Source organism: Streptosporangium vulgare (genome assembly GCF_042428775.1).
GTDB classification, from domain to species: domain Bacteria; phylum Actinomycetota; class Actinomycetes; order Streptosporangiales; family Streptosporangiaceae; genus Streptosporangium; species Streptosporangium vulgare.
In genome coordinates, this window is sequence record NZ_JBHMBS010000002.1 from 168,379 (window position 1) to 191,601 (window position 23,223).

23 protein-coding genes are annotated in these 23,223 nt (G+C 69.8%); 5 read left to right on the forward strand and 18 right to left on the reverse strand.

Annotated elements, in window-relative coordinates; all coding sequences use genetic code 11:
• Nucleotides 1–4 precede the first annotated feature (4 nt).
• Entirely contained in the window at nt 5–673 is a 669-nt protein-coding gene (locus ACFFRH_RS04730; protein ID WP_344747267.1) for a response regulator, read from the reverse strand.
• A complete protein-coding gene (locus ACFFRH_RS04735) occupies nt 670–2,520 on the reverse strand; it encodes a sensor histidine kinase (RefSeq protein ID WP_344747268.1) in 1,851 nt (616 codons plus the stop codon). Before ACFFRH_RS04735 ends, ACFFRH_RS04730 begins: the two co-directional genes overlap by 4 nt.
• A gap of 600 nt (nt 2,521–3,120) precedes the next feature.
• Here ACFFRH_RS04735 and ACFFRH_RS04740 point away from each other — a divergent pair.
• The gene (locus ACFFRH_RS04740) at nt 3,121–3,360 is read left to right on the forward strand and encodes a hypothetical protein (protein ID WP_344747269.1); all 240 of its coding nucleotides are present in this window, start codon (nt 3,121–3,123) and stop codon (nt 3,358–3,360) included.
• 69 nt (nt 3,361–3,429) lie between these two features.
• Nucleotides 3,430–3,768, forward strand: coding sequence for an XRE family transcriptional regulator (locus ACFFRH_RS04745; protein WP_343983814.1), 339 nt, complete (start codon nt 3,430–3,432; stop codon nt 3,766–3,768).
• A gap of 63 nt (nt 3,769–3,831) precedes the next feature.
• Here the strand turns inward: ACFFRH_RS04745 and ACFFRH_RS04750 are convergent, their stop codons facing one another.
• The 3 genes from ACFFRH_RS04750 to ACFFRH_RS04760 all read right to left on the reverse strand — a co-directional run bounded on the left by ACFFRH_RS04750 (nt 3,832) and on the right by ACFFRH_RS04760 (nt 5,147).
• Complete coding sequence (locus ACFFRH_RS04750; RefSeq protein WP_344747271.1) at nt 3,832–3,939, reverse strand: DUF397 domain-containing protein; 108 nt, start codon at nt 3,937–3,939, stop codon at nt 3,832–3,834.
• A gap of 183 nt (nt 3,940–4,122) precedes the next feature.
• Nucleotides 4,123–4,329 carry a DUF397 domain-containing protein gene (locus tag ACFFRH_RS04755; protein WP_344747273.1) on the reverse strand — a complete coding sequence of 69 codons (207 nt, stop codon included), beginning with the start codon at nt 4,327–4,329 and terminating at the stop codon, nt 4,123–4,125.
• The gene (locus ACFFRH_RS04760) at nt 4,326–5,147 is read right to left on the reverse strand and encodes a helix-turn-helix domain-containing protein (protein WP_344747275.1); all 822 of its coding nucleotides are present in this window, start codon (nt 5,145–5,147) and stop codon (nt 4,326–4,328) included. The genes ACFFRH_RS04755 and ACFFRH_RS04760 overlap by 4 nt, the downstream gene beginning before the upstream one ends.
• A gap of 881 nt (nt 5,148–6,028) precedes the next feature.
• Between ACFFRH_RS04760 and ACFFRH_RS04765 the strand changes: the two genes are divergently transcribed.
• Nucleotides 6,029–6,778, forward strand: coding sequence for an ATP-binding protein (locus tag ACFFRH_RS04765; RefSeq protein ID WP_386154488.1), 750 nt, complete (start codon nt 6,029–6,031; stop codon nt 6,776–6,778).
• 149 nt (nt 6,779–6,927) lie between these two features.
• On the opposite strand, the gene ACFFRH_RS04770 is transcribed toward ACFFRH_RS04765, so the two are convergent.
• The 6 genes from ACFFRH_RS04770 to ACFFRH_RS04795 all read right to left on the reverse strand — a co-directional run bounded on the left by ACFFRH_RS04770 (nt 6,928) and on the right by ACFFRH_RS04795 (nt 13,358).
• Nucleotides 6,928–7,464, reverse strand: coding sequence for a PIN domain-containing protein (locus ACFFRH_RS04770; RefSeq protein ID WP_344747277.1), 537 nt, complete (start codon nt 7,462–7,464; stop codon nt 6,928–6,930).
• Nucleotides 7,465–7,466: 2 nt separating this feature from the next.
• Nucleotides 7,467–8,585: a helix-turn-helix domain-containing protein gene (locus ACFFRH_RS04775; RefSeq protein WP_344747278.1), complete on the reverse strand. Its 1,119-nt coding sequence runs from the start codon at nt 8,583–8,585 to the stop codon at nt 7,467–7,469.
• Between the two features lie 191 nt (nt 8,586–8,776).
• Entirely contained in the window at nt 8,777–10,918 is a 2,142-nt protein-coding gene (locus tag ACFFRH_RS04780; protein ID WP_344747279.1) for a peptidase domain-containing ABC transporter, read from the reverse strand.
• A 75-nt stretch (nt 10,919–10,993) separates the two neighbouring features.
• A complete protein-coding gene (locus ACFFRH_RS04785; RefSeq protein ID WP_344747281.1) occupies nt 10,994–12,076 on the reverse strand; it encodes a TIGR04500 family putative peptide maturation system protein in 1,083 nt (360 codons plus the stop codon).
• Nucleotides 12,066–13,127: an MvdC/MvdD family ATP grasp protein gene (locus ACFFRH_RS04790; protein WP_386154493.1), complete on the reverse strand. Its 1,062-nt coding sequence runs from the start codon at nt 13,125–13,127 to the stop codon at nt 12,066–12,068. The genes ACFFRH_RS04785 and ACFFRH_RS04790 overlap by 11 nt, the downstream gene beginning before the upstream one ends.
• Nucleotides 13,128–13,220: 93 nt before the next feature.
• Nucleotides 13,221–13,358, reverse strand: a complete 138-nt coding sequence (locus tag ACFFRH_RS04795; protein ID WP_344747283.1) for a hypothetical protein — start codon at nt 13,356–13,358, stop codon at nt 13,221–13,223.
• Between the two features lie 174 nt (nt 13,359–13,532).
• Here ACFFRH_RS04795 and ACFFRH_RS04800 point away from each other — a divergent pair, with 174 nt between their 5' ends.
• Complete coding sequence (locus ACFFRH_RS04800; protein WP_344747284.1) at nt 13,533–13,670, forward strand: hypothetical protein; 138 nt, start codon at nt 13,533–13,535, stop codon at nt 13,668–13,670.
• Between the two features lie 61 nt (nt 13,671–13,731).
• Here the strand turns inward: ACFFRH_RS04800 and ACFFRH_RS04805 are convergent, their stop codons facing one another.
• The 3 genes from ACFFRH_RS04805 to ACFFRH_RS04815 all read right to left on the reverse strand — a co-directional run bounded on the left by ACFFRH_RS04805 (nt 13,732) and on the right by ACFFRH_RS04815 (nt 18,513).
• Nucleotides 13,732–15,168 (reverse strand): hypothetical protein, encoded by a 1,437-nt coding sequence (locus ACFFRH_RS04805; protein WP_344747285.1) that lies wholly within the window; start codon nt 15,166–15,168, stop codon nt 13,732–13,734.
• Nucleotides 15,169–15,181: 13 nt separating this feature from the next.
• On the reverse strand, nt 15,182–17,425 hold the full coding sequence (locus ACFFRH_RS04810; protein ID WP_344747286.1) for a glycosyltransferase: 2,244 nt from the start codon (nt 17,423–17,425) through the stop codon (nt 15,182–15,184).
• A gap of 113 nt (nt 17,426–17,538) precedes the next feature.
• Nucleotides 17,539–18,513 carry a WecB/TagA/CpsF family glycosyltransferase gene (locus ACFFRH_RS04815; protein ID WP_512701124.1) on the reverse strand — a complete coding sequence of 325 codons (975 nt, stop codon included), beginning with the start codon at nt 18,511–18,513 and terminating at the stop codon, nt 17,539–17,541.
• Between ACFFRH_RS04815 and ACFFRH_RS04820 the strand changes: the two genes are divergently transcribed.
• Nucleotides 18,400–18,948: a dTDP-4-dehydrorhamnose 3,5-epimerase family protein gene (locus ACFFRH_RS04820; protein WP_344747288.1), complete on the forward strand. Its 549-nt coding sequence runs from the start codon at nt 18,400–18,402 to the stop codon at nt 18,946–18,948. The two genes, ACFFRH_RS04815 and ACFFRH_RS04820, sit on opposite strands and share 114 nt — an antisense overlap.
• On the opposite strand, the gene ACFFRH_RS04825 is transcribed toward ACFFRH_RS04820, so the two are convergent.
• The 4 genes from ACFFRH_RS04825 to ACFFRH_RS04840 all read right to left on the reverse strand — a co-directional run bounded on the left by ACFFRH_RS04825 (nt 18,887) and on the right by ACFFRH_RS04840 (nt 23,208).
• Nucleotides 18,887–20,440 carry an O-antigen ligase family protein gene (locus ACFFRH_RS04825; RefSeq protein WP_344747289.1) on the reverse strand — a complete coding sequence of 518 codons (1,554 nt, stop codon included), beginning with the start codon at nt 20,438–20,440 and terminating at the stop codon, nt 18,887–18,889. The genes ACFFRH_RS04820 and ACFFRH_RS04825 overlap by 62 nt on opposite strands.
• Nucleotides 20,441–20,448: 8 nt before the next feature.
• Nucleotides 20,449–21,159, reverse strand: a complete 711-nt coding sequence (locus tag ACFFRH_RS04830; RefSeq protein WP_344747290.1) for a hypothetical protein — start codon at nt 21,157–21,159, stop codon at nt 20,449–20,451.
• A 45-nt stretch (nt 21,160–21,204) separates the two neighbouring features.
• Complete coding sequence (locus tag ACFFRH_RS04835) at nt 21,205–22,161, reverse strand: hypothetical protein (protein WP_344747291.1); 957 nt, start codon at nt 22,159–22,161, stop codon at nt 21,205–21,207.
• A 114-nt stretch (nt 22,162–22,275) separates the two neighbouring features.
• Nucleotides 22,276–23,208, reverse strand: a complete 933-nt coding sequence (locus ACFFRH_RS04840) for a phytanoyl-CoA dioxygenase family protein (protein ID WP_344747292.1) — start codon at nt 23,206–23,208, stop codon at nt 22,276–22,278.
• Nucleotides 23,209–23,223: the final 15 nt, after the last annotated feature.

Below are 23,223 nucleotides of genomic sequence, written 5' to 3' on the forward strand. Positions count from 1 at the left end.
TTCGTCAGGATGGACCGCTCCCCCGCCGCGCGGCGGGGCGGACCAGGCCCGTCTCGTACGCGACGATGGTGGCCTGAAGGCGGTTGCGTACGCCGAGCTTGCCGAGGATCACCGCGATGTGGTCCTTGACGGTGGCCGGGCTGATGCCGAGCACCGCGCCGATCTCGGCGTTACTCAGGCCGGTGGCGACCTGCTTGAGCACTTCGGTCTCGCGCGGCGTGAGCACACCCGTGCCGCCGTCGTACGGCGGCGGCTCTTGCGCGAATCGGTCGATAAGCCGCCTTGTGATGCCTGGGTCGAGCATGGCGTCTCCGGCCGCGACCACCCGGACCGCGTCGATCACCCGCTCGGGCTCCGCGTCCTTCAGCAGGAACCCGGCGGCGCCGGCACGCAACGCGCCGAAGACGTAGTCGTCCAGCCCGAACGTGGTCAGCACCACCACCCGCGTCCCGGGCACCTCGGCGGTGATGCGCGCCGTGGCCCGCAGGCCGTCGAGGCCGGGCATCCTGACGTCCATCAGCACCACGTCGGGACGCGATCGGAGAGTCGACTCGACCGCCGCCTGTCCGTCGGCCGCCTGACCCACCACGGTCATATCGCGCTCGGCGTCCAGGACGGCTGCTATGCCCGCCCGCACGACCGCCTGATCGTCGGCGACAAGAATAGTGATCATTCGGGCAGCCATACCCGTATCGTGCCATCGGCCATGGTGATCAGTTCTCCCCCGACCGCGTCGGCGAGGTCTCGGAGCCCGGCCGTGGCCCTGCCCTCAATGCTCACGCCACCGTTCAGGTAGGCCACGGTCACCTCGTCGCCGTGCTCGAAGAATCGCTCCGCCGCTCTGAACGCGGCCACCTGAACCGCCGGATCCACCTCGCGGCGCTCACCCGTGAACTTGACGACGGCGCCCTTGCGGGAGGCCAGCGCCGCTACTCCGGCCAGCGTAGGGGCCGGATCTCCCGTCTCGCCCAGCTCTTCGAGCAGGTCTCTGAGTGTGGTGAGTCCCCCCCTGGCCTCGGCCAGCGCGTCGGCGAGCCGGCCCGCGTCCGCCGCCGCCACGACCGCCTCCGCGTGGCGCATCGCCGTACGCCGCAAGCCGCCCGCGATCCTGTCCCGCTCCGTTCGTACGGCCGCCGCCGTCAGCTCACCCGTCGCCGTGCGCGCCCGCGCCTCCCCGGCCGACCGCCGTGCCCGAATCGTCGCGACGGTCGCGCCAAGTGCCCAGGCGGTGACGGCGGGCACGGCGACACCCAGGCCCAGCACCACCCACGCGCCGAGCCGATCGCCCGTGATCCCCGGGCCGGCCGCCAGCGCCAGTCCGCCTACCGCCGCCATGCCCAGGCAGGCGATAAGACCCTTCCCGCTCAGTCCGACGGCGTAGAGCAGCGCCAGTTCCACCCACGAGCACCACAGGAACACATCTCCCGCGGGCGGTACGGTTCGCGTCGCCACCAGCACCGGGTAGATCGACAGCGCCACCGCCAGCGCGAAGCCGGGTGCCCGTCCGCGCCAGCCGAGCGGTAGTGCGTGGAGTGCGCAGAGGGGAAGAAGAAGCAGCAGGTCGACGGGGTCGCTGTCGAGCAGGCTGGTCCCGACCGACAGTCCGACGGCCAACGCCGCCAACGCCCAATCCGCCCCCCGTCTCCCTCGCCACCCGTCCTTCCTCTCCCGACCCCGGGTCGTCATCCGGAAGGACGCCACCACGGCCCACCCGTCACCCTGGGGGCCGGCGGTCAGCGTTCCTCCGCACCCGGCCACGGCCGCCCTGAGCCCGGCCAGCCCCTTTCCCGCCCCGAGGCCGTCCTCCGCCCTGCCGCCTTCCCCTGCCTGGTTGATCACCGTCACCGTCAGGTCTCCGTCTGTGGCGGCGAGCTCCACCCGCACCTGCGCGCCCGGCGCGTATCGGGCGGCGTTGGTCAGCGCCTCCCGCACCACCCGGTACGCGACCGCCGCCACCCTCTCCGGCGCCTCGTCCACCGTCCTGCGGTACACCACCCCGGGCCCGGCCAGCGTGTCGACGTCGGCCAGCCGTGGCACCCCGGGAACGCCGTTCGTGAGCGCGGCCAGCTCCCTCACCACCAGCCGCCCCTCAGCCGCCGCGTGCTCCAGCGCGGACGCCACCAGCCGCGCATCGCCCAGCCGCAGCGCCGAGGCCGCACCGACCACGATGCCGGTGAGCCGATGAGCCGCGGTGTCGTGCAACTCACCGGCCAGCCGAAGCCGCTCCACCGCGGCAGCCGTCGCGGGCACCGCCTCGACCCCCGCCAGAAAAGCGGCGAGCGCGTTCCGCTTGGCGAGGACCCGCCGCCGCCACCGCCCCAGCGCCCACGCCACCGCGGCCAATCCGGCGGCCAGCAACAGGCTCCCGACGACATCGCGGACCCGCCACCCCAGAAAGCCGGAGACCCCACCCGCAATGACGACAAAGGCGAGCGCCACCACCCCGGCCGCCTCCGCGGTGCGCCGTACGGCCGCGCCGTACACGATCAGCACGGCGAGGACGAGCGCAACCCACTGCATGGAGATCAGCAGGGTTCGAGGCGGCGGCGGTAGGGCGAAATCCGGGTGTCCAGGTCCTCGGCCACCAGGACAACCAGCCTGATCACCATGGTCACGACGGCCACAGCCAGGATCCGCCGACTTCTACCGAAACTTACGCCCCCCATCGTGCATGAGTAGCACATCTGACCGCCCGATCCTCGTTCAGCACCATTCTCGGGGTCTGAGGACATCGGAACGGTGACCGGGCAGGTTCGCCGGTCACGGCACCGGGCGTCCCGGGGGCCGGTCCTTGAGGCGCCGAGAGCCCCTGCCCACGGCCGGGCCGCCGTGGCCCGCCTGCAGGCCTTACCGGACCGACCTGACCAGCACCAAGCCGCCCCAACGATCAGAAAGGGACAACCGCGGGTCCATGGAACCCCGTCAACCCGGCACGACAGCCGGGCCATGATGCTGACCCGATCGAAAAATCAACGCTCAGCCGAACCGTTCACCCGACCACGGGAAGATCACGAAAGTTCCAGGCCAGAGCAGGCGAGCTGCTCCTCTGATCAGAAAAGCATCCCCTTGCTGCCGACTTAATGCCAGGGTTAACCTGTGGATGGAGCTGGATGGCAGGTCGTGCTGGTTGCCGAGGTCGCCGACTGGTACGACCGGTTATGCCAGGACGACTGGGACAGCGCCGAGCAGGTCGAAAACGCCATAGACATGCTGGCACAGACCGGGCCGACACTTGGCCGACCACTGGTGGATCGCATCAAGGGAGCCGACAACCATCATCTGAAAGAGTTGCGACCCGATTCGCCGGGCGGTGCTTCTGGTCGCGGGCGACAAGGCCGGCGACTGGGACCATTGGTATGACACGAACGTACCGATGGCGGAGAAGCGGTATGCCGAGCACATAGCGGAGCTGGCTAGCAGGGAGTACGAATGAGCGCGGTCAACTGGGACGAGGTGAAGCAGCGGGCGCGGGAGCGACGTCAGGCTGCGGGACTGCCCGTGCAATCGGATGGTGAGAAGTCCGCCGCGATGGAGCAACTCGCCGCTGAGGTCAGGGCGCACAAGCTCGCGGAGATCAGGCGTGAGCAGGATCTGACTCAACGCGACGTCGCCACCACCATGGGGGTTTCCGGACCGAGAGTCTCGGCCATCGAACACGGGGAGGTCGATCGTGTTGAAGTGGCGACCCTACGCTCCTACGTCGAGGCTCTCGGCGGACGGCTGCGCGTCGTGGCCGACTTCGGTGACGTCGAATACACCGTGGCATAGCCCGTACGACGCCAGAAGCCCTCGACCACCTGGTCGAGGGCTTCCTTGTCCTCGGGAGCGGAGTCAGAAGTCGAACTCGCCTTTCTTGGCGCCGTCGATGAAGGCGTCCCACACGCTCGCACTCACCACGAACGGCGCCCGCTCCGGAGCCTCCGTATCCCGCAGACCCACCCGACCACGGAGCCACCTCAAGACAGTCCCCACCATTGGGGCCACTCTTGGTGGCCTTGCGCCAGGCCGCGATCTTCAGCTCATTGTTCAGGCCCATGGCTTCTCCACCTCTCCGCCGCTGACGGTACGGACGGGAAAGCCCTTGGCGATGACCGAGAGCCTTCCCGCGTTCCGAGATCGGGACTAGAAGTCGAACTCGCCCTTCTTGGCACCGTCGATGAACGCGTCCCAGACACTCGCGCTCACCACGAACGGCGCCCGCTCCGGCGCCTCTGTGTCACGCAGGCCCACCCTGCCCCCCGACAACGGAGCCACCTCCAGGCAGTTCCCTTGGTTTGACGCACTCTTGGTGGCCTTACGCCAGGCCGCGCTCTTCAGCTCATCACTCACGCCCATAGCCTCTCCGCCTCTCTGATCAATTCGATCGAGACATGCCGAGGGCTTGCCTCAGCTCGGATGGTGTCGTATCGGGCACGGACAGCCTCGACATCTTCTGGCCGATTTGCCACATGCCCGCGCGTTACAGACTCGGCATATACCATATCCGGATTTCCTGGAATCTGGGCGATCACGAATCCTCCCGAAGTCCCCGTGGTCGATCCCCGCACCAAGGGAAGAATCTGGATACCGATCCGCGGCCGCTCGGCCATTTCCAGAAGATACTGGAGTTGGTGTTGCATGACCTCTTCTCCACCGATCGGGCGGTGAAGAACTCCTTCGTCGAGGATAACCCAGAGCATAGGCGGCGTAGATCGCAGCAAGATCTTCTGCCGCTCCATGCGAGCCGCGACGGCCTTTTCCACCTGCTTGTCGGTTATACCAGGCTCCCCACGGATAACCGCCCGCGCGTACTCCTCGGTCTGGAGAAGACCGGGCACGACGAGTGGCTCCCAAGCATGCAAAGCGTGCGCTTCCGGTTCGATGTCGAGCCAGTCACGGAACCATCGAGGGCTCGCCGCGTGCGTGATGTGCGTCCAGCAATGGAGGAGCTCTCCGTTCGCCCCCAGAGCGTCATCACAGCGTTGCGCCAGGTTGTTGCCGGGTTTGCGCTCGCCTCTCTCGGTGAAGCTCAGCAGGCTCCTGCTGAACTGGGTCACCTCGGCCAGCTCATTCTGGGTCATTTTCGCCTTTTTTCGATACTTGCGGAGCTCCGCGCCAAAGAGAGCCCACTTTTCGTTTTTGGGGTTGATTTTTGGGTTCTTTGGCATTTCAGCTCCGTCCAGCCGGGGGATTCCACATCGTGGCACAAAAAACACAGCTTTCCACAAACTGTCACGCCAATGTGCCTCGACTTTCGATACCCAAAGTAGTCACTCAGGGGCACCCTGTGAAGAGGTCCGGGAGAGCGGAAAAGCCGCCGGTTCGGCCCTGTCTTGCGCGCGGAGGGCGGCTTCCTGCTGCCATCGAAAAAACACCAGATATGTCCGGATAAGAGGAGTGAAAATGTCCGTCGATTCAGCGGAAAACGCACCTCAGGCGCGGCTCACGCCTCTTCCAGACACACACCTGTCACCGCCGAGTAAGCCTCACCCCGTGAACAGCAGCCACTGCGCGCAAGACGGAAATACCTCGCCCTGTTGCCCCTAATACCCCAAAACAAAGCGGGGCCTGCCACGGCACGACACGCCATGACAAGCCCCTCGACCGGACGTAGGAGGTCCGATCTGATGCATCACCCTAGAGGAAACCCCAGGCCGATCAGGGTCCGTTGGCACGCGGACCGGCCGCCGATGCCGCTCGGTTGCCGCTGGTGCGGTCACCCGCCGTACGCACACGAGGCCGCCAGCCTCCCGCACCGCGCCCACCACCACTGGGAGCAGCCCACCCCCGCTCAAGTACACGCCCGGATGACCGTCCGCCGCCGCCTCAACCTCTCCAGCCACCCACCCGTCTCAACGCCCATCCGCACGATCCCCGGCCCCACACCCCCCGCCGCTCTCCCCGCGCGGTCCGTGGCGGTCTCCCCCGGTCGGCATCGGCGCCCTGAGCAGGCCGGTGCCACGGCCCCCGTGCCGTATCGACGAGGACGTCCGCCGAGCACCCGTACCCCCTCCGGCAAGCACACCCCGTACCGGCAGGGAGCGACGACATGAACGAACGCGTCCCCCAGCCCCGGCAGGGCGGGCGGCATCGGCGGGGAACGGCCATCGAGCAGGTCGACTCCCGAACCTGGGACCCGGCCGAGCGCGCCGCCGCCGAGCAGCTCGACCGGATCGAGCCCGCCTGGACCGTCTGGTACGGCCCCGGCACCCGCCACTTCCACGCCGTCGCCACCTGGCCCGCCCCCCAACCCCTCATCGTGCGAGCCCGCACCACCGACGAGCTACGCGACCTGATGTGCGAGGCCGAGCACACCACACCGCCACCCCGAGGAGGACCCATGCCCCAGACCCCGGACACCCCACCGGCACCGGGCGACCCGCGGACTCCGGGCGACCCGCGCACCGTCTGCTGGGACCTGCCGCACGACCTGCCGATCGTCGGCAAGGCCCGCGCCATGGTGAGCGAGACCCTCACCGTCTGGGCACTGCATCACCTCACCGACGATGCCGTCCTGGTGGCCGGCGAGCTGCTCGCCAACGCGATCCTCCACGGCGAACCCGTGGTCAGACTCTCCCTGCGGGCGAGCCCCGACGAGCTCCAGATCCAGGTCACCGACCGAGGCGCCGGACAGCCGCGCCACCTCACCCTGGACGCCGAGGCCACCCACGGCCGCGGCCTCGCGATCGTCGGCGCCCTCGCCCACGATCACGGCGTCACTCCCCTCCCCGACCGCCCCGGCAAAACCGTCTGGGCCCGCTGGCACCTACCCCCACGCGGTGCCCACCCCACTCCCTGAACCGGGTCTCCTGTCCAGCCGGATAGGAGACCATCGCGCAGGGTCCTACCGTCGAACGCGGCTGACAGCCGCAGTCGTTCAGAAATCTGATCGGGACAAATCCACGAAATGTCGAATCCAGCAAGAGCGTGATGACTTAAGAGCGTCCCTCAGATCATGTCCTGGTTGGCCGCCCACCGCTTGAAACCGCCAGGGCCGAAAGGAAGGCGGTATTCACCCTCGATCAAATGGTCGGCGACCGCTGAGACCAGGTCAACCGTGAGCAGTTCAGATCGAATACTCTCGCAAAGGAGAGCCAGCGTGCCCTGGTGATGCACGTTATGAGTCTTCGCCGCTCGACGTGCCGGACCGTCGTCAATGATCGCCGTAGCACCGTGCGCCTTGGCGTACGCGAGCACACCGGCCTCGCCAAGGTTGCGGTTACCGGATCCGACCAACAACGCGCTGAACGTCGCGAACTCTTCATATTCATCGATGAGTTCGCGCTGCTCTATCCAGGACGCGTTGAGCACGGAATGAAGATACCCGTGTTCGTGAACACCGTTTTGAAGCTCGTGGACCACGGTATCCGGGATCACAGCGGTTCTCTCGCCGACAACCGCACGCAGCACTCCGAGCCAGCTCTGCTTGGCGAAGTGGCTTAACGGGCCGGTATCGAAAACCAGGATGTCAACGTGATCCGACATGGTCAGACGTACTGCCAGATCGCACCTTCGGAACGCCTGGGCAGCGGGGGCAACATGCTCTCGTCCCAGGTGTCGAACAGGAGGTCCAAGGCTCGGTCCGCGGAGATCACCTCGCTACGATACAACCCCAGAACGGCACGCTCGTAATTTCGCGGCAAGCTGGGAGGAACGAGCTCGTCCTTCGCCACCACAAGATCGAAATCTATGATATCCGCACGCGTCGTCCTGATAATTCGGATTTTTCCGGCATCGCCGTGAGTAATGAGGCCGAGTTCGTTGAGCCGTCGGGCGAGTGTCGTCATGTCGACGCGATAAGCGCTGGCAATGCGCACGGCAGCCGTCCGCAGTTCGCCTTCGCTGTCGGCCACAAGGTTCTTCCATTCACGCTCGATGCTCGCCTGCGGTAGCAGCAGAGCACGTGCGAAACGGTCGAAAAAGCTCTCTCGCTGTTCGACGTTCTGTTGCTCGGCGATACGCCAGTCCACCGTGTATTCGTCGGCCACAAGATAGTGACCGAGCTCATGAGCGAGCGCGAGACGCCTTCTGCCCACACGTCGCTGTCCGTTGATGAGCGCTACGCCTCCGCTGCGCAGCAGGACCGTCGCCGCGTCGGCCGTGTCGATACCGAGGTCATATGAGAAGACAAGCAGGCCGATCGAGGCCGCCTTCTCGTCCAAACCGACGATCGGACCGTCGCCTTCCGCACCCAGCAGCGCTCGTGCGTCCGAGGCGAGCTTCTCGGCCTGGGCATTGGTCTCGGGCATCTCCCTGCTCGGAGTGCCGGGCAGGGCGAAGTGCTCCGCCTGTCCGGCGACGAACTCGACTGCCCGGGTGAGCCGCTCGACCATCAGATCGATCTTCGGACTGGGTGCACCCGGCTCCTGCGCGTTGCGGCGGGAGACGATCGCAGCAGGCGCATCCTGGATGAACCACTCGATTCGCATGTCGATCGCGTCAGCCAGCTTGGCCAGCTCCAACGCCGAGATGCGACGGTCTCCCCGTTCGATCTTCGCCAGAGCCGAACGGTCCAGCGGGATCAGGGCGGCCAGCTCGACCTGCGTGAGACCGGCTCGCCCACGTGCCTCAGCGATCCGCCGTCCCAGCGTCTCCGCGTCAACCATCACGTGTTCGATAATAGAACATTGCCTCGGTGTTGCCGAGCGGGACACCCCAGGCTGTCCGCGTCATTTACCAGGGGGACGTCTGCGGAACGCGTCAGGGCGTGATCCGGTAGATGTGGTGGGAGTGTTCGGCGGCGAAGGAGTCGGTGAACCTGCCCTGGGCGTCGACGTGCACCGTCCGGGCGTACCTGTCAACGAGGGTTGAGGATCGGTACGGGGTCGGGCGTCTGGTGCTGGTTCCGCACCAGGTGGGCGTAGTGGCCGCCGTGGTCCATGAGCTGGTGGTGGGTACCGGCCTCGCTGATCTGGCCGCGGTGCAGCACCACGATCAGGTCGGCGTCCCGGATCGTGGACAGCCGGTGGGCGATGACGATCTGCGTCTGTCCGAGCTTGAGCAGGTTGCGGCGGATGCGTTCCTCGGTGACCGCGTCCAGCGCCGCGGTGGGCTCGTCCAGCAGCAGGATGCGGGGGCGGTGGACCAGGGCGCGGGCCAGCGCCAGGCGCTGGCGCTGGCCGCCGGACAGGCGCGTGCCGCCCTCGCCGATGTGGGTGTCATAGCCCTGCGGGAGGCGCGTGATCTCGTCATGCAGTTCGGCCAGGCGGGCGGCGTGCTCGACCGTCTGGTGGTTGACGGAGGTGAAACCCGCGATGTTGGCGGTGATGGTGCCCGCGAACAGGTGCGGCTGCTGGGTGACCACGCCTACTTGCTGCCGCAGCCACTGCCGGTCCAGTTCCTGCAACGGGACGTCGTCGAAGCGGACCTGTCCGGTGGTCGGCTCGGTCAAGCCGATGAGGGTACGGCCCAGGGTGGTCTTGCCCGACCCCGACGCGCCGACGATGGCGACCCGCGCGCCGGCCGGGATGCGCAGGGAGAGGTCGCGGAGCACCGGCGTACGGGCGTCGTAGCCGACTCTGATCTTGGTGACGGTGATGCTGCCGCTCAGCCCGCCGTCCGGACGGACGCCACCGGTGCGCTCCTGCGGCGTGCCCATCAGGTCGGCGATGCGGCCAAGGTGCGCCGCGGCCAGTTGCAGCTGGTAGACGATGCCCAGGAGCGACGCGAGCGGCGCGGTCGCGGCGACGGCGAGGGACACCAGGGCGAGCCGGTCGCCCAGCGTCCCGGTGGTCGAGGCGAACACGGTCACCAGCAGGCCCAGGTGGAGTGCGATCTGCAGGGTGGTGGTGACGGTCTGGACCGTGGCCACGTGCCGATCCCGGGCCGCCCCGGTGGTCAGCTCCTCCTCGTGATGGGTGCGCCAGCGGGCCGCGGCGGCCGCCTCCCCGCCGGACGCCTTGATCGCTTCGACGCCCGCCAGGCTGTCGACCATGGTGGCCTGGGTGACGGCGTTGGTGTGCAGGGCGGCGAAGGCCAGATGCATGCCGCGGCGGGCGGTGACCAGCACCACGCCGGCCTGCAGCACCGCCGCCACGATCGCCACCAGCCCGAGCCCGGGGGCGGCGATGACGAGCAGGGTCAGGTACGTCACCGCGGTGGCCAGGTCGAACAGGAAGGCCAGCGACTGCTCGGTGAGCAGGTCGCGCAGCATGGCCACCCCGCTGAGCCGGCTCAGCAGGTCGCCGCTGGAGTGACGCTGGAAGAAGCGGTACGGCAGCGCCAGGGTGTGGCCGACGAGCGCGCGCATCCCCTCGGCCACGACCGAGGTCTGTAGCCGGATCAGCACCCGGGCACGAGCCCAGGCGGTCAGCCCGTACACGAGCACGACGCACAGCGCGGCGGCCGCCAGCGTCGTCACGTCCATCGTCACCGGCCGGTCCACCACGAGTTTGGTGAACAACGGCACCGCCAGCCCGAGCAGTTGCACGGTCAGCGAGGCCGCCAGCACCGCGGCGATCAGCTTCCGGTCGGCCAGCGCGGGTGCCAGGAGCGGGCGCAGCACGCGCCAGGGCCGGGGCCGGGCGGCGGGGGTGAGCCCGGCGGGGGCGTCGGCCAGCAGGACCTTGCCGCAGTACCCGTCCTGGAACTGCTGTCGCGACAGTCGCCGCCGTCCCCGTGCCGGATCGACCACGGTGGCGCCGCGCGAATCGACATGTTCGACGACGACGAAGTGGTTGTTCTCCCACACGGCGACGAACGGTGCGGGCAGCGCGTCGGTGGTGTCGATCGGGGCGCGGCAGGCCCGTAACCGCAGCCCGAAGTGGGTCCCGGCCTGGATCATCTCTCGCAGGCTCACCCCGTCCACGCCCTCGGTCAGGTGCTCGCGCACCTCCGCCAGGCCGGTGCGGCGGCCCAGCGCGCTGAGCACCATGGCCAGGCACGCGGCGCCGCAGTCGCTGCGGGCCAGCTGCATCCGCAGCGGCACGCGGCGTTTCACCGCCGCACCTCCTTGATCTGGCGGACCGGCTGGAACCGCCTGACTTTCCTCACCGTCACATCCGCCCGATCGTGCTCAAAGCCAGAACCAACGGATCTCCGCCGTGCGCCGCTGCTCGTCCAGCCACGCCTGGAAGGCCGCGTCCCGCGCGGCTTCCACCACCTCCCGCGCGTCGGGGTCGGGCGGAAGGACCTCGTAGACGGCCCCGGCCAGATACCCGCCCTCATGCGGAACCGGTCCGGCCACCGCCCCCTCGGCCACCGCCCGCAGGGGCTCGGGCAACCGCGGGGTGAGCGCGGTGGCGGCGTGCATCCGCAGTCTGTGCCCGGACGGCCCGGCCGGGCGTTCGAGTGCGGCCAGGGATCGGAGGGGGAACTCCTTCGCCGGGCCCTCCAACAGGGCACCGAGCTCATCGGCGTCGGGCCCGGTCACCCACACCGCGCGCCGCGCGGTGAAGTCCTCCGGGTGTTCGGCCAGGTGGCGGCGGGCGGGTTCTCCGGCGAAACGGTCGCGGATGCGGGCGATGAGCGCCTGGGTACGGGCGTAGGTCTGGAACACCTCCGGCGACATGCCGGCCTCGGCCAGCCACTCCAGCGTCTGCGTCCGGCCGGTGAGCCCTCGGCGCCGGCGGAACTCGTCGGAGGCCGCCTGGATCTCGGCCGGGGTCGGCACCTGGTGTGCCTTCTCCAACTCGTTGAGCAGGATGCGGTGGTCCACGAGCCGCTCGTGAAGCTGCTGGTCGCGTACGCCCAGGGCACGGATGGTGGACAGCGCCGCCGCGATCGACAGCCCGGTCCCGTCGACGCTGAGGATGTTGGCCGCCGCCCAGTGGGTGGAGTGGTCCACCAGCCATGGGATGCCGTCGTCCACCTCGGTCGAGAGCGCGACGGTGCCGCCTTCGGGATGGTCCAGGAGCAGGTCGTAACCGACCCGGGTCGTCCCATGCGGCTCGTCGACGGCCAGTTGGGCGCGCAGGTACGGCCGCGCGGCGGCCCAGTCGCGCACGCGCCGCCGCGCCTCGCCCACCGCGTCTCGCGCGGTCGGCAACCCCCGCAGGAGCGTGACCGCCTCGGCGAGGTCGTCGGCGAAGGCGGCAGGAGCGTCGGCGAACGTGGTGGCAGCGGCTGCCGGGCCAAGTGTGCTCTGGTCAGTGGGCATCGGCGGAATCCTTCAGATCGGGGCGAGCAGTGGCGACCACATCGGGACGGGCGTCGGCCGCGCCGGCCGGATCGGCGACAACGGCCGCCGAGACACAGGCGGCGGCGAGCCAGTCGGCGATGGCGTCGCTGATGGGCATGCCGGTGCGCAGCTCGACGAAGGCCCATTGGCCGTTGACGTTGAGTTCCAGGAAGACGTACCGGCCGTCCGGAGTCACGATGAAGTCCAGCGCGCCGAAGCTCAAACCCAGCCCGGCCACCAGGCGGACACAGCGGTCACCGATGTCCCGCGGCAGGTCGTAGGCCGCATAGCCCACCTTGGCGTCGTGGTAGTGCCGCCAGTCCACGGTGGTCATCCGCGAGGCCTGGGAGTCGATGCGGGCCGCGAACACCTGCTCGCCCACCACGGTCACCCGCAGCTCGTACGCCTTGGGCACGTTCGGCTGCAGTATCGCCGGACCATGCCGGAGCCGGTGCCGCCCGGTCAGCCGCCGTCTGGGCACCGTCGCGGTGTACAGGTGACCGTTCTCCCCGTCCAGTGCGAACGGGCGGAACTCGAGCGTCTTGGTGATCATCCGACCGCCGGTCCGGTTCCACACCGGCACCAGGACCTCCGGGTCGTTGGTCACCACCGTGTCGACCACGGTCAACCCGAGCTCAGTGGCCCGGCGCAGATGCAACAGCTTGTTGTCGATGGCCGCGGCGTGCTGCGGCAACGCGGGCATCCACCGGGCGCCGACCATGAGGTCGTACGCGCCGGAGAGCGCGACCTTGGCCGTGTGCTCGGCGAAGGCACGCTGTGACGGTTCCGGCACCTCAAGCGCGGATGGCCGGTCGGGGCGCCGGTCCCATACCGCGCGCACCTTCGACAGATCGTACGTCTCGCCCCGATAAGTCAGCGTTTGACACCAGTGGCCATCGAGACAGCCGGCGGTGAGGGTGGAGGCCCCGGGGTAGTCGGCCTCGTCCCACCACAGCAGCGGCACGCCGCGCTCCTGCAGTTTGGGCAGCACGGCGTGCACCGAATCGTCGCGGTGGCTGCTGATGATCAATAACACGGGTCGTATGGTCCCTTACTGTCGCAACAGCGGGGAGCCGGATGAGAGCTCCCCGCTGTTCACCAAACCTCGGTCATCGCGGTCGGCTTATCGCTTCCAGCAGTCGCCAGCCTGGCTGGCAGTGCACACATAACCGCTCCAGTCCGGCTCCATGCCCGCGACCACCTCCAGCTCCTCGCCCTCAAGCGGGGAGACACCGGCGGGAAGATCATCGATTCTCAGCATGTCGTTCACCTCCTTCGGGCTTCACAGGGCCGCGCTCAGCGGCCCTGTGGGCGATGGTGGCGATCATGGCTTGTGATCCACCGCAACCGTGGTTGGAAGTGACTGCAAAGCACGGGCCGGCGCCCCCGCGCCGAGGAGCCGATCGCGGCCCGCGCGGAGTGCCACCGGACATTCATGATCGATGTCATCGGCAGGCCGGCCCTGGACCGCATCGGCGCGGGTGGCGGGCGGTCCGTCGCGGCGCTGGTCGATTCGGTGCTCGCGGCCGCCGACGGGCAGAGCACGGCAGGACGGTCGTCCGCCGAGCGGTGACCGGGCCGTCGTGGCGACTCGCCGTCCCGCGTGCTCCATGAACGTCGTCACAGGACAGGTGTCACGGGGTGATCCGGTAGATGTGGTGGGAGTACTCGGCGGCGAAGGAGTCGGTGAACCGGCCCTGGGCGTCGACGGGGAGCGTCCGGTTCTCGAAGAGGACCTCGGCGCGCGTGGCGCGCATCCCGCGTGGCAGGGTGAACGTCCGCCTGCCGGGGGCCGTGTTCGCGCTGGGCATCGCGAAGACGTAGTACGAGCCCTGGTGGTGTTTCAGCATGGTGTCGAGGCCGGTGCCGAAGCGGTGCGCGTACGACTGGGTGTTCAGCACCGGGGCCAGTCGCCCGATGCGACGGTTGACCTCGGTCACCGCGGGCCTCACCTTCTTCCCGCAGCCCTCGCGCAGGACGTGCTGGGAGTGACACGGCCCGCCGAAGTTGTGGTTGAAGTAGATGATGCCCCGGGCCTCGTGGATCAGCGCGCTCATGACCGCGCCCGTCACCTGCTGCGGCTGGATGGCCCGGGTGTCGTTCTCGGCGGGCCAGCCGACCTCGACGAAGCCGTAGATCGGCTGGCGGCGTCCGTCCAGCGCGTCCAGCTCGCGCTGGCGGTCGAGGACGGCGCCGTAGTTGGCGGCCCTGCGGCAGCGGGAGGCCGGCAGGGACAGGAAGTTCTGCCCGTCCAGGCAGACGCTCGCGCTGGTGTACCAGTAGATGTCGGACGAGACGACGTCGGTGAAGCGGTTGACGAACGTGGCGGCGTCCGTGTCCCTCTCCCACATCATCACGCCCTTGCCGTAGTTGGCGTAGTGCAGCCTGCCGTCGCCCTTGGGGACCTTCTCCTTGCGGGTGCGCAGCACGGTGAAACCGCACCCCTTGTCCTCGGGGACGCACAGGGGGCCCTCGCCGGGGTGGTTGCCGGTCCACCCCGCGTCCCCGGCCTTCGCCCACATGTCGACCTCGTCGTTGAGCAGCCAGCCCACCGTCTCCTTGCCGTGGCCGGGCAGCGGGACGCTCGTCAGCGCCGACATGCCGTTCTTCCGCACCAGCGCCATGTCGCTGGTCTCGGTCAGCTCCACGTAGGTGTTGATCCCGGCGGCCCGGTCCTTGTTCGCGTCGTCCTGGGTGATCACGGACTCGAACCAGACGCCCACCGGGAAGAACCACGGGTTCGTCCAGCCCGCCGCCGCCGGCGCGGCGAACCGCCCGTAGTAGGCGGGGCCCCCCTCCCACGGCACCCGCGCGGCCGTCGGGGGCGGACCCGCGGCCGACCACGCGGCGGCCGTTTCCGAGAGGGCGCCCGCCGCCCGATCCCGGCTTCCCGGTACGTCGATCCAGGAGATCCCGAGCACCGCCACCGACACCGAGACGGCTCCGGCCCCGACCAGCATCGGCAACGACCGCCTGGCCCGGCGTCCCGTCGTGCGCACGCGGCCGGTCGTCCCACCGCGGTCGGTCGTCTCACCGTGGTCGGTCGTCCGCCCGTGCTCTTCGGATCTCATGGTCTCGTCCTCCTCAACGCGGACCCGGTGACAGCTCCGCGAGCGCCATCAGCTGTGCGGCACGCGACGACCAGGAGGCACCGAGCACGGACCCCCGTATGGTGTCCGCGGGCTGCAGGCCCCCGTCGCGCAACGTCGCACGAACAGCGTCGAGGAAGAGGTCTGCGTCGGTGGCGATCCGCACGCGATCGGCATAGCCGGCGAGCTCCTGGAAATCGGTGCTCACCACCGGAAGGCCCAGCGCGAGGTACTCCTTGAGCTTGATCGGGTTCGAGTGCCTGATCCACGGGTTGTCCAGCCACGGCATGATCGCGACGTCGAATCCCGATCCGTACGCGGGGATCTGCTCGTACGGCCTGAATCCGAGCCAGTGCACGTTCGGATGGCGGGTGAGCCGTTCCATCGGGACGGTCGCGTCGCCGATCAGGACCAGCGAGACGCCGGGGAGCTCGACGGCGATCCGTTCGAGCAGGTCGAAGTCGACGAGATAGTCGTCCAGCGCGCCGAAGAACCCCACCCTCGGCCCGGGGATCGCGCGGAGGTCGGCGGGCTGCTCGCTCTCCGGGCGCCGCCGGAAGTGGTCGGTGTCCACGCCGTGGTCGAGGAAGTGCGCGCGGTCCCCGGTCATGCCGCTCTCCTCGCCCATCAGCGCGGTGCTGACGTAGACCACGTGGTCGGAGCGCTCCAGCAGGCCGCGTTCCAGCGCCTCGATGGTCGGCCGGTCGGACTCGGGGAACGACGAGTGCCGGTCGGAGCGGTTGAACACCAGCGCCCGCCTGCGCATCGGCCGCACCACGTCCCACGCCGTGGGGATGGTCACCATGATCACGGGTTGGCGCAGTCCCAGGGCCCGCGAGACGGCCAGCACCTGGGCCCTGACCAGCAGCGCGTTCACCCGCCTGGCCAGCGGCGACCCGTAGAAGGGCAGCGGCAGCGGGGACATCACGTAGAAGCCGGGCAGCTCCCGCAGCGGCCTCCTGACGAGCATCGCGACGCTGCGCAGCTTGCGCCCGACGCGCCGCAGCACCTGCGTGGACCTGCCCGGCATCGGCATGCGCATCCCGATGCTGTTGACCACGAGGACCTTCCGGTGCGCGGCGACCGAGCGCATGAGCTGGAAGTCCGAGTGCGCCCGGTTGTGGTACCACCAGTCCTGCGCCGAGAAGCAGACGTAGCCGGGAGAGGCCGTCGTGTGAACGGGGTTGTCCGCCGTCCGAAGAACCCCGTCCGTACGAGCAGGGTCCGTACGAGCAGGGGAGGCCGTCCCGTGGGCCGGGGAGGGCGTTCCTTGGGCCGGGGAGGGCGTCGGGGGCCGAGGGGAAGAGGTCCCCTCCTCGCCGGGCAGGAGGGGCCACTCTCGCAGGGGGACCAGCCGGCGCAGGGCGGCCCGGTGCCGCGCCCCGCCCGCCCGGCCCCTGGTGACCGCGCGGACCAGCTCGTTGAGCCCGACGGCCAGCCGCATCAGCTGCCCGCGCGGGCGGCCGTACCGCTCCCGGTGCATCCGGACCCGGTTCGCCGCCGACAGCGCCCACAGCCTGCTCGACGTGGACTGCTCGCCACCGAGGTGAACGGCCACGGCACGGGGCTCGTACCGGACGGCGAACCCCGCCTCACCCGCCCTGAGCATGTACTCGGTCTCCTCCGAGTACAGGAAGTAGCGCTCGTCGAGGGGGTCCAGGGCGTCCAGGCAGGCGCGGGAGATCAGCCAGGCCGCACCGGCCACCCAGTCGACCACCTGCGGCCTGTCGTAGGCGGCCGGGTCCACGACCAGCTCGCCGAGCGCCGGAACCCGCCCGGCCCTGTGCCCGCCCAGCAGCGCCTCCCCGAGCGCCCTCGGCACGGTGGGCCGCCTGCGCATGGACAGGTGGAGCGTTCCCGTCTCACCGGTGAGGCGGGGCGCGGCGATCCCGGTCCCCGGCAGGGCGAGCGCCTGCCGGAGCAGGAGCACCGAGCCGGGGGCGAGCCGGATGTCGGGGTTCAGCACCAGTACGTCGCAGCCGTCCGCGGCGGCGATGCCCGCGTTCACTCCGGCGGCGAAACCGGCGTTGCGCCCGGTCTGGATCACCTCGGCCCCGGGCGCGACCTCGCGCACCCGCTCGACGGTGTCGTCGGGCGAGGCGTTGTCCACCACCACGACCCGTGCCGGACCGGCACCGGCCAGGGCCGCGTCGAGCGAGCGCAGGCAGCCCTCGACGACCTTGCCACTCGAATACGTGACGATCACTATGGCCAGCGGAGGCCGGTCTGGAACAGCCATGTCGGAGCCGTTTCTCGTGAGAGAGGACCGTGGTGGGAGGGCGATCGCGCCGGAGGATCCGGAGGGCGGGGAGTCAGCGGTCGCGTGGAGCGCCTCGGACGCGGGATCGGGGGTCATGCGCGGCGCCTCGATGTCAGGCGGACGCGCAGGGCGCCCGCGAGCAGGGCGACCGCGAACGGGGCGTCGTCGCGCAGGTAGCGGCGGGCCAGGCGGCGCGGCTCCAGGGCGAGCCGGTACAGCCACTCCGCTCCCACCCGCTGGACCGGCCCCGGGGCACGGCTGAACCGTCCGGCCGCCATCGGGATCCCGGCTCCGCAGCCGAGGTACCAGGCGTCGGGCAGCTCCGCCCTGAGGGCCTCGATGACCCTTTCCTGCTTGGGGAAGCCCAGCCCGACGAGGACGAGGTCCGGGGCGGCGGCGACCACCCCCTCGACCACCTCGCGCATCCCGTCCGGCGTCCTCTCGAACCCGAAGGGGGGCGAGCAGGTGCCCGCCACGCGCAGTCCCGGGCAGCGTCCGGCGAGGACCCGCGCCGCGTCCTCCGGGACGCCGGGCTCCCCGCCGAGCAGGTAGACCGAGCGGTTCTCGCCCGCGGCCCGCATGGCCAGGGAGTGCACGAGCGAGGCGCCGGTGATCCTGCAGGGAACCGCCGCTCCGGCGAGCCTCGACGCCCAGACCACCGGCATGCCGTCGGCGACCACGATCTCGGAACGGGTGACGAGGTCCGCCAGGGCGGGGTCACGTGTGGCGGCGCGGACGATGTCGACGTTCGCGGTGACGATCGCGCCGCCGCGTCCCCGCCGCCACTCGGCCGCCACATGGTCGAGAAGCTCCGCCTCGCCGACCGCCATGACCTCGACGGCCCCGACCCGGACACGTGCGAATCCCGCCCCGGACCTCTCGGGGGTACGCCGATCTCTACCGTTTCCCGGTTCTTCGTGGCCGGAAGGTTCGGAAGCCGGAAAGATGGGCTCATGAGAGTCGAACGCGGCGAGATCGACGATGTCCTGCTCTTCGTTCCCACCCAGCACCGGGACGATCGCGGGCTGTTCACCCGCACCTTCGACGCGGCGCTCGCCGCCGCCCACGGGCTGCGGCCCGAGGCGTTCGTCCAGGACAGCCAGTCGCGGTCCCGGCTGGGGACGATCAGGGCCCTGCACGGCCGGGGCGGCCGGGGGGAGGCCAAGCTCGTCCGGTGCGCCCGCGGGGCCGTGCACGACGTGCTCGTCGACGCCCGGCCGGGCTCGCCGACCTTCGGCCGCCAGATGTCGGTGATTCTCGACGATGAGACGTTCGTCCACCTCTACGTTCCTCCTGGCTTGTTGCACGGCTATCAGGCACTGACCGACCAGGCCGACGTCTGCTACCGGATCGACCGGGAGCACGATCCCGCCGAGGACCTCGCCGTCCGCTACGACGACCCCGATCTCGGCATCCGGTGGCCGCTGCCGGTCACCGCGATCAGCGAGCGGGACCTGGCCGCGGGCTCCTGGGCGGATCTGCGCGCCCGGCTGGCCGGGTGACCTTCCCGACGGTCTCGACGGCCTTCGCGTCGGCCTTCTCATCGGTCTCCTCCCCGGACCTCCCGGACTCACCGAACTCCCTGGATGCACCGAACTCCCTGGACGCACCGGACTCCCCGTCGGGCCTCTCCGGCGGCCGGACGGCCTGAGCCCTCGGCTGCCGGGTGGCGCGCAGCAGCGAGCCGGCGGCTCCGATGATCAGGAACGACAGGCCCGTCACGGTCGCGAACGAGCGCAGGTCGAACGTGGCCGCCCCGACCAGGGGGACGACCAGGCACGCGGCCAGGGTGAGCCCCAGATCCCGTACGTCGGGGTCGGGGCTGAGGCGGCGGACGCGCAACGCCGCCCAGATGCCGGTCAGGAAGATCCCGGAGAAGGTGGCCATGCCGATGACCCCGGTCTCCACCAGCGACAGGATGTACTGGTTGTCGAAGATCAGATGCTTGGGCGCGTACCAGGTGCCCAGTCCCCTGCCGACCCAGAAGTGGTTCCCGATCTCGGTGGCCGCCACCGCGTAGTCGTGGGTCCTGTACTGGATGCTCGAATCGCTGGACAGGCTGGTGAACAGCCCCAGGAAGACGCTCATCAGGCCGGGTACGGCCACCTTCATCCCCACCAGGAAGCCCGCGCCGCCGATCGCCGCCCACATCCTCCTGCGCGCGGGCCACCCGGCGACCAGCACCACGCTGACGACGCCGAGCCCGAGGACCGCCGACCGCGACACGGAGAACATCAGCCCGGTACCGATCAGCGCGCAGCAGGCCCACCACCGCAGGGAGGGCTCCCCCCTGTCGCGGGCGCCGAACGCGTAGTGCAGCGCGAGAGGAATGATCATCGCGCAGACGACGCCGAGCTCGATGGGATGTCCCGTGGTGGCCGCGACCCGGCGCAGGGTGTTGCGTTCGAGGATCGCCGGCAGCTCCGAGGTGAACCGGAAACCGGGGAAGGCCAGATACTTCGTCAGGTCGAATTCGAGCACGAACTGGAGCGCCGCGATGACCCCGACGGCCGCGCCGGAGACCACGAGACACCTCAGGACGAAGTCCAGCCGCTCCCGGCCCCGGATGCCGTCGCACGCGCCGAGGCCGATGCCCACCAGCGCCACGACGAGGACGATGCTGTGGTCGGCCATGTCGAGCTCGTCGGGCGGCAGGTAGGCGGCGCTGGAGTACCCGTAGGTGGCCAGCATCGCCGCGGTGTACACGAACAGCGAGGTGCGTACGGGGTTGGAGCCCTTGGCCGCGCCGAGCGTGGTGGTGAGCTGCGCGCAGAACCACCACAGCGCGGCGAAGAGACCGACCGCGTCGGCGGGCGTGAGCGAGAAGGGCAGGCCGCGGAAGACCAGCCGCGCCGGAGACAGCATCAGGACCACCGCGAACGCGGCGGCGAGGGTGGCCCCGTCGGCACTGCGCAGACCGGGGCGGTCCAGGGAGGCGACGGCCGCGGAAGCCGGGGCGGGGGCGGGGGTGGGGGCCGGGATCGTGCGGGCCACGGAAATCCTCACCACCTCAGGAGGGACGGTTCGGCGGGTAGCCCGGACGCCGCCACGGGCACCCTGCGCCTCCGCCTCCGGGCGTCCAGGAAGCTCTCCAGGGAGAACACCGCGGCGAGACTGGCGAGCACCCCGAGGAGCAGTGCGGCGGCGGCCCCGCGCGTCTTCCCCCCGGTCTGGGGTCGCGGCTCCGTCGGCGACACCATCTCGTTCATCGTGATGTAGGTCGCCAGGGGCGCGTTGAGCTGCCTCTGCCGACCGGCCAGCTCGATCCTCGCGCGGTCCCTGACCCGCGTCACGATGTCCCGCGCACCCTCCGGCGACATGCTCGTGCCCTCGATGTACACGAACGGCCCGCCGTCCAGCGCCTCCGGGTTGGTGCTGCCGTTGGTGGCCGTGAAGGTCGTGTCACCCTCGGGCCGTACGCCGAGCGCCTCCGCCGTCTCCGGTGCGCTGATCACCTGGATGAGGATCGAGGCGGACATGCTCAGGCCCCAGTCGAAGTTCAGCAGCGGGTTGGTCAGCCCGTTGGGACGCTCGGGGTCGCTCGGCAGGCTCCCCCCGGTGGGCGGGACGGTCAGTACGAGCACCGCGTTCGAGACGTAGAGGGTGGGGATCGACGAGTAGACGCCCAGCGCGGCGCCGATGGACAGCAGGAACGCCGGCAGGGCGATGTACCAGCGCCGTAACACGATGAGTACGGTCCCCCAGAAGTCCACGCGCTTCCTCTCGTCTTCCTGTCGCGGTCGCCTGCTTGTCGCCGTCTACTTGTCGTCGTCCACTTGTCGCCCTCGTCCGGGTGTCGCCGAGGGCGCCGGGGACATCGCCTCCACCGGATACACGGTGATCGGCGGCTCGGGGACGCTCCTGCCGTCACGGCCTCCACGCCCCCTGCCGCCCCTGTCGGTCGCGGGTTCCCCGCCTTCCTCGCCGTCCTCGTGCTCGCGGCCCTTTTCTGGAAGGTCATCGGGACGCGCCTCTTCGGAACGGCCTGCCGGGGGCGGGACCGCCTCCGGGGCCGGGGCGGCGTCCGTGACCGGCCTGGGCTCACCGGGCCGCCCGCCACCGGACCTCCGCCGGAACACCCTCCGGCGCTCCACGGCGTACACCGCGCCGAGACCGAACAGGACGACGGCGAACGCCGCCCCGCCCGCGGCCTGCCACGTACCGCTCCGGTCCATCACGGGATAGGCGGCGGGCACCACCTCGACGAACCCGATGAAGGTGGAGCGGGGGGCGCCGAGCACCTCCTGCCTGCGGACCAGCTCGGTCCTGAGCCGGAACTGGGTCCTGGCCATGACGGTGCGGGTGACCTCGGCGGAGTCGCTCTCCACCTCCAGGTACACGAACGGGCCGTTCATGAGGATGCCGAGCATGTTGGGGTTGGTGCGCCCGTCGTTGATCGTGACCGTGACGGGGCCGTCCTTCACGATGCCCAGTTCCGTGGCGACCGCCTCGGTGTTCATGGACAGGATGAGGATGCCGGCCGTGGTCCTGAGGCCGTCGCTGAACTGCAGCAGCGGGTTGCTCCGCCCCGGCGGCTTGGCCGGGTCCGTCGTACCTCCCGCGGGGGGCGTCGTCAGCACCATGGAGGCGCTCGACACGTAGCGCGGGGGCACCACGGAGAAGACGACCACGGCGGCGAGGAGTGCCAGGCCGGCCAGCGGAAACCCGACCCGCTTCCTTCTGGCGAGGTCGAGGAGGGTCTTCCAGAACTCCACTACGTCGTCCCCGCTCCCCCGAGCGCGCCGGACGCCCAGGACACGATGCGTATTGGTCGCAGCACACGAACTCCTTGTTGTCACTACGGGCGTCGCCACGGACGTCACATGGCGTCACCTCGGCGTGGCGGTGGCCGGGTGTCCGGCCGCCCAACCGACCCTGGTCAGGGCCTCCGCCTCGTACTCCAGCGCCAGTTCCTCCGGCATCGGGTCGAGGTCGGAGGAGCGGACGAAGTCACGCAGGGTGGTACCGGTGCACTCCGCGTCCACGTTGCGGGCGCCACGGCGGGTGCGTACGTCGTCGATGTGCACCGTGCGGAAGTCGATGCTGAAGCGGGTCCTGCCCGAGGTGTTGGGCACCGTGGAGTGCAGCTGGGCGCCGGAGAACACCATGACGCCCCCCGGCTCCGGCACCACCCGCACCTGCGGGTCGAGCACGACCTCCTCCTCGGGGCGGGGCTGCTCCCTGGTGTCGCCGCGCACGTGCCGGGCTGCGGTGAGCCGGCTCGTCCTGTTCCACTCCGCGTAGTCGTAGCGGGCGCTGCCGTTGCGCACCGGGCTGCCGAAGTACTGGGGATGGAAGGCCATCACGTTCTCCGGGACCACCTCGTAGACGGGGATCCACCAGTTGAGCTGGCTGAACGGGGCCGAGTACCAGCAGTCGCGGTGGGGGTGGAAGGCGTAGGAGATGCCGGAGGTGAGGTAGTCGTGGGAGGTGGAGGTGCGCAGCCGGGGCACGTCGAAATAGGTGCGGTCCAGGTCGCAGCCCAGTTCCTTGAGCACCGCGGGCAGCAGTTCCTTGCACCGGGGGTGATGGATGAACCGGGGCTTGAGCCCGGCGAGCAGGTCGGCGAACTCCTCGACCGGCATGTCGAACTGGGCGGTCTCCGGATCGCGCTCGCCGAACGCCTCGGCGATCAGCTCCCTGGCGAAGGCCGCCAGCAGGGTGGAGGCGGGCGTCGCCGAGTAGACGAAGACCTGCCCTTGATAGAGCTGCTCCCTGCGCGTGTCGTCGTCCACCACGCTGTTGGAGAAGACGGTGGTCACGGGGTTCTCCTTTCT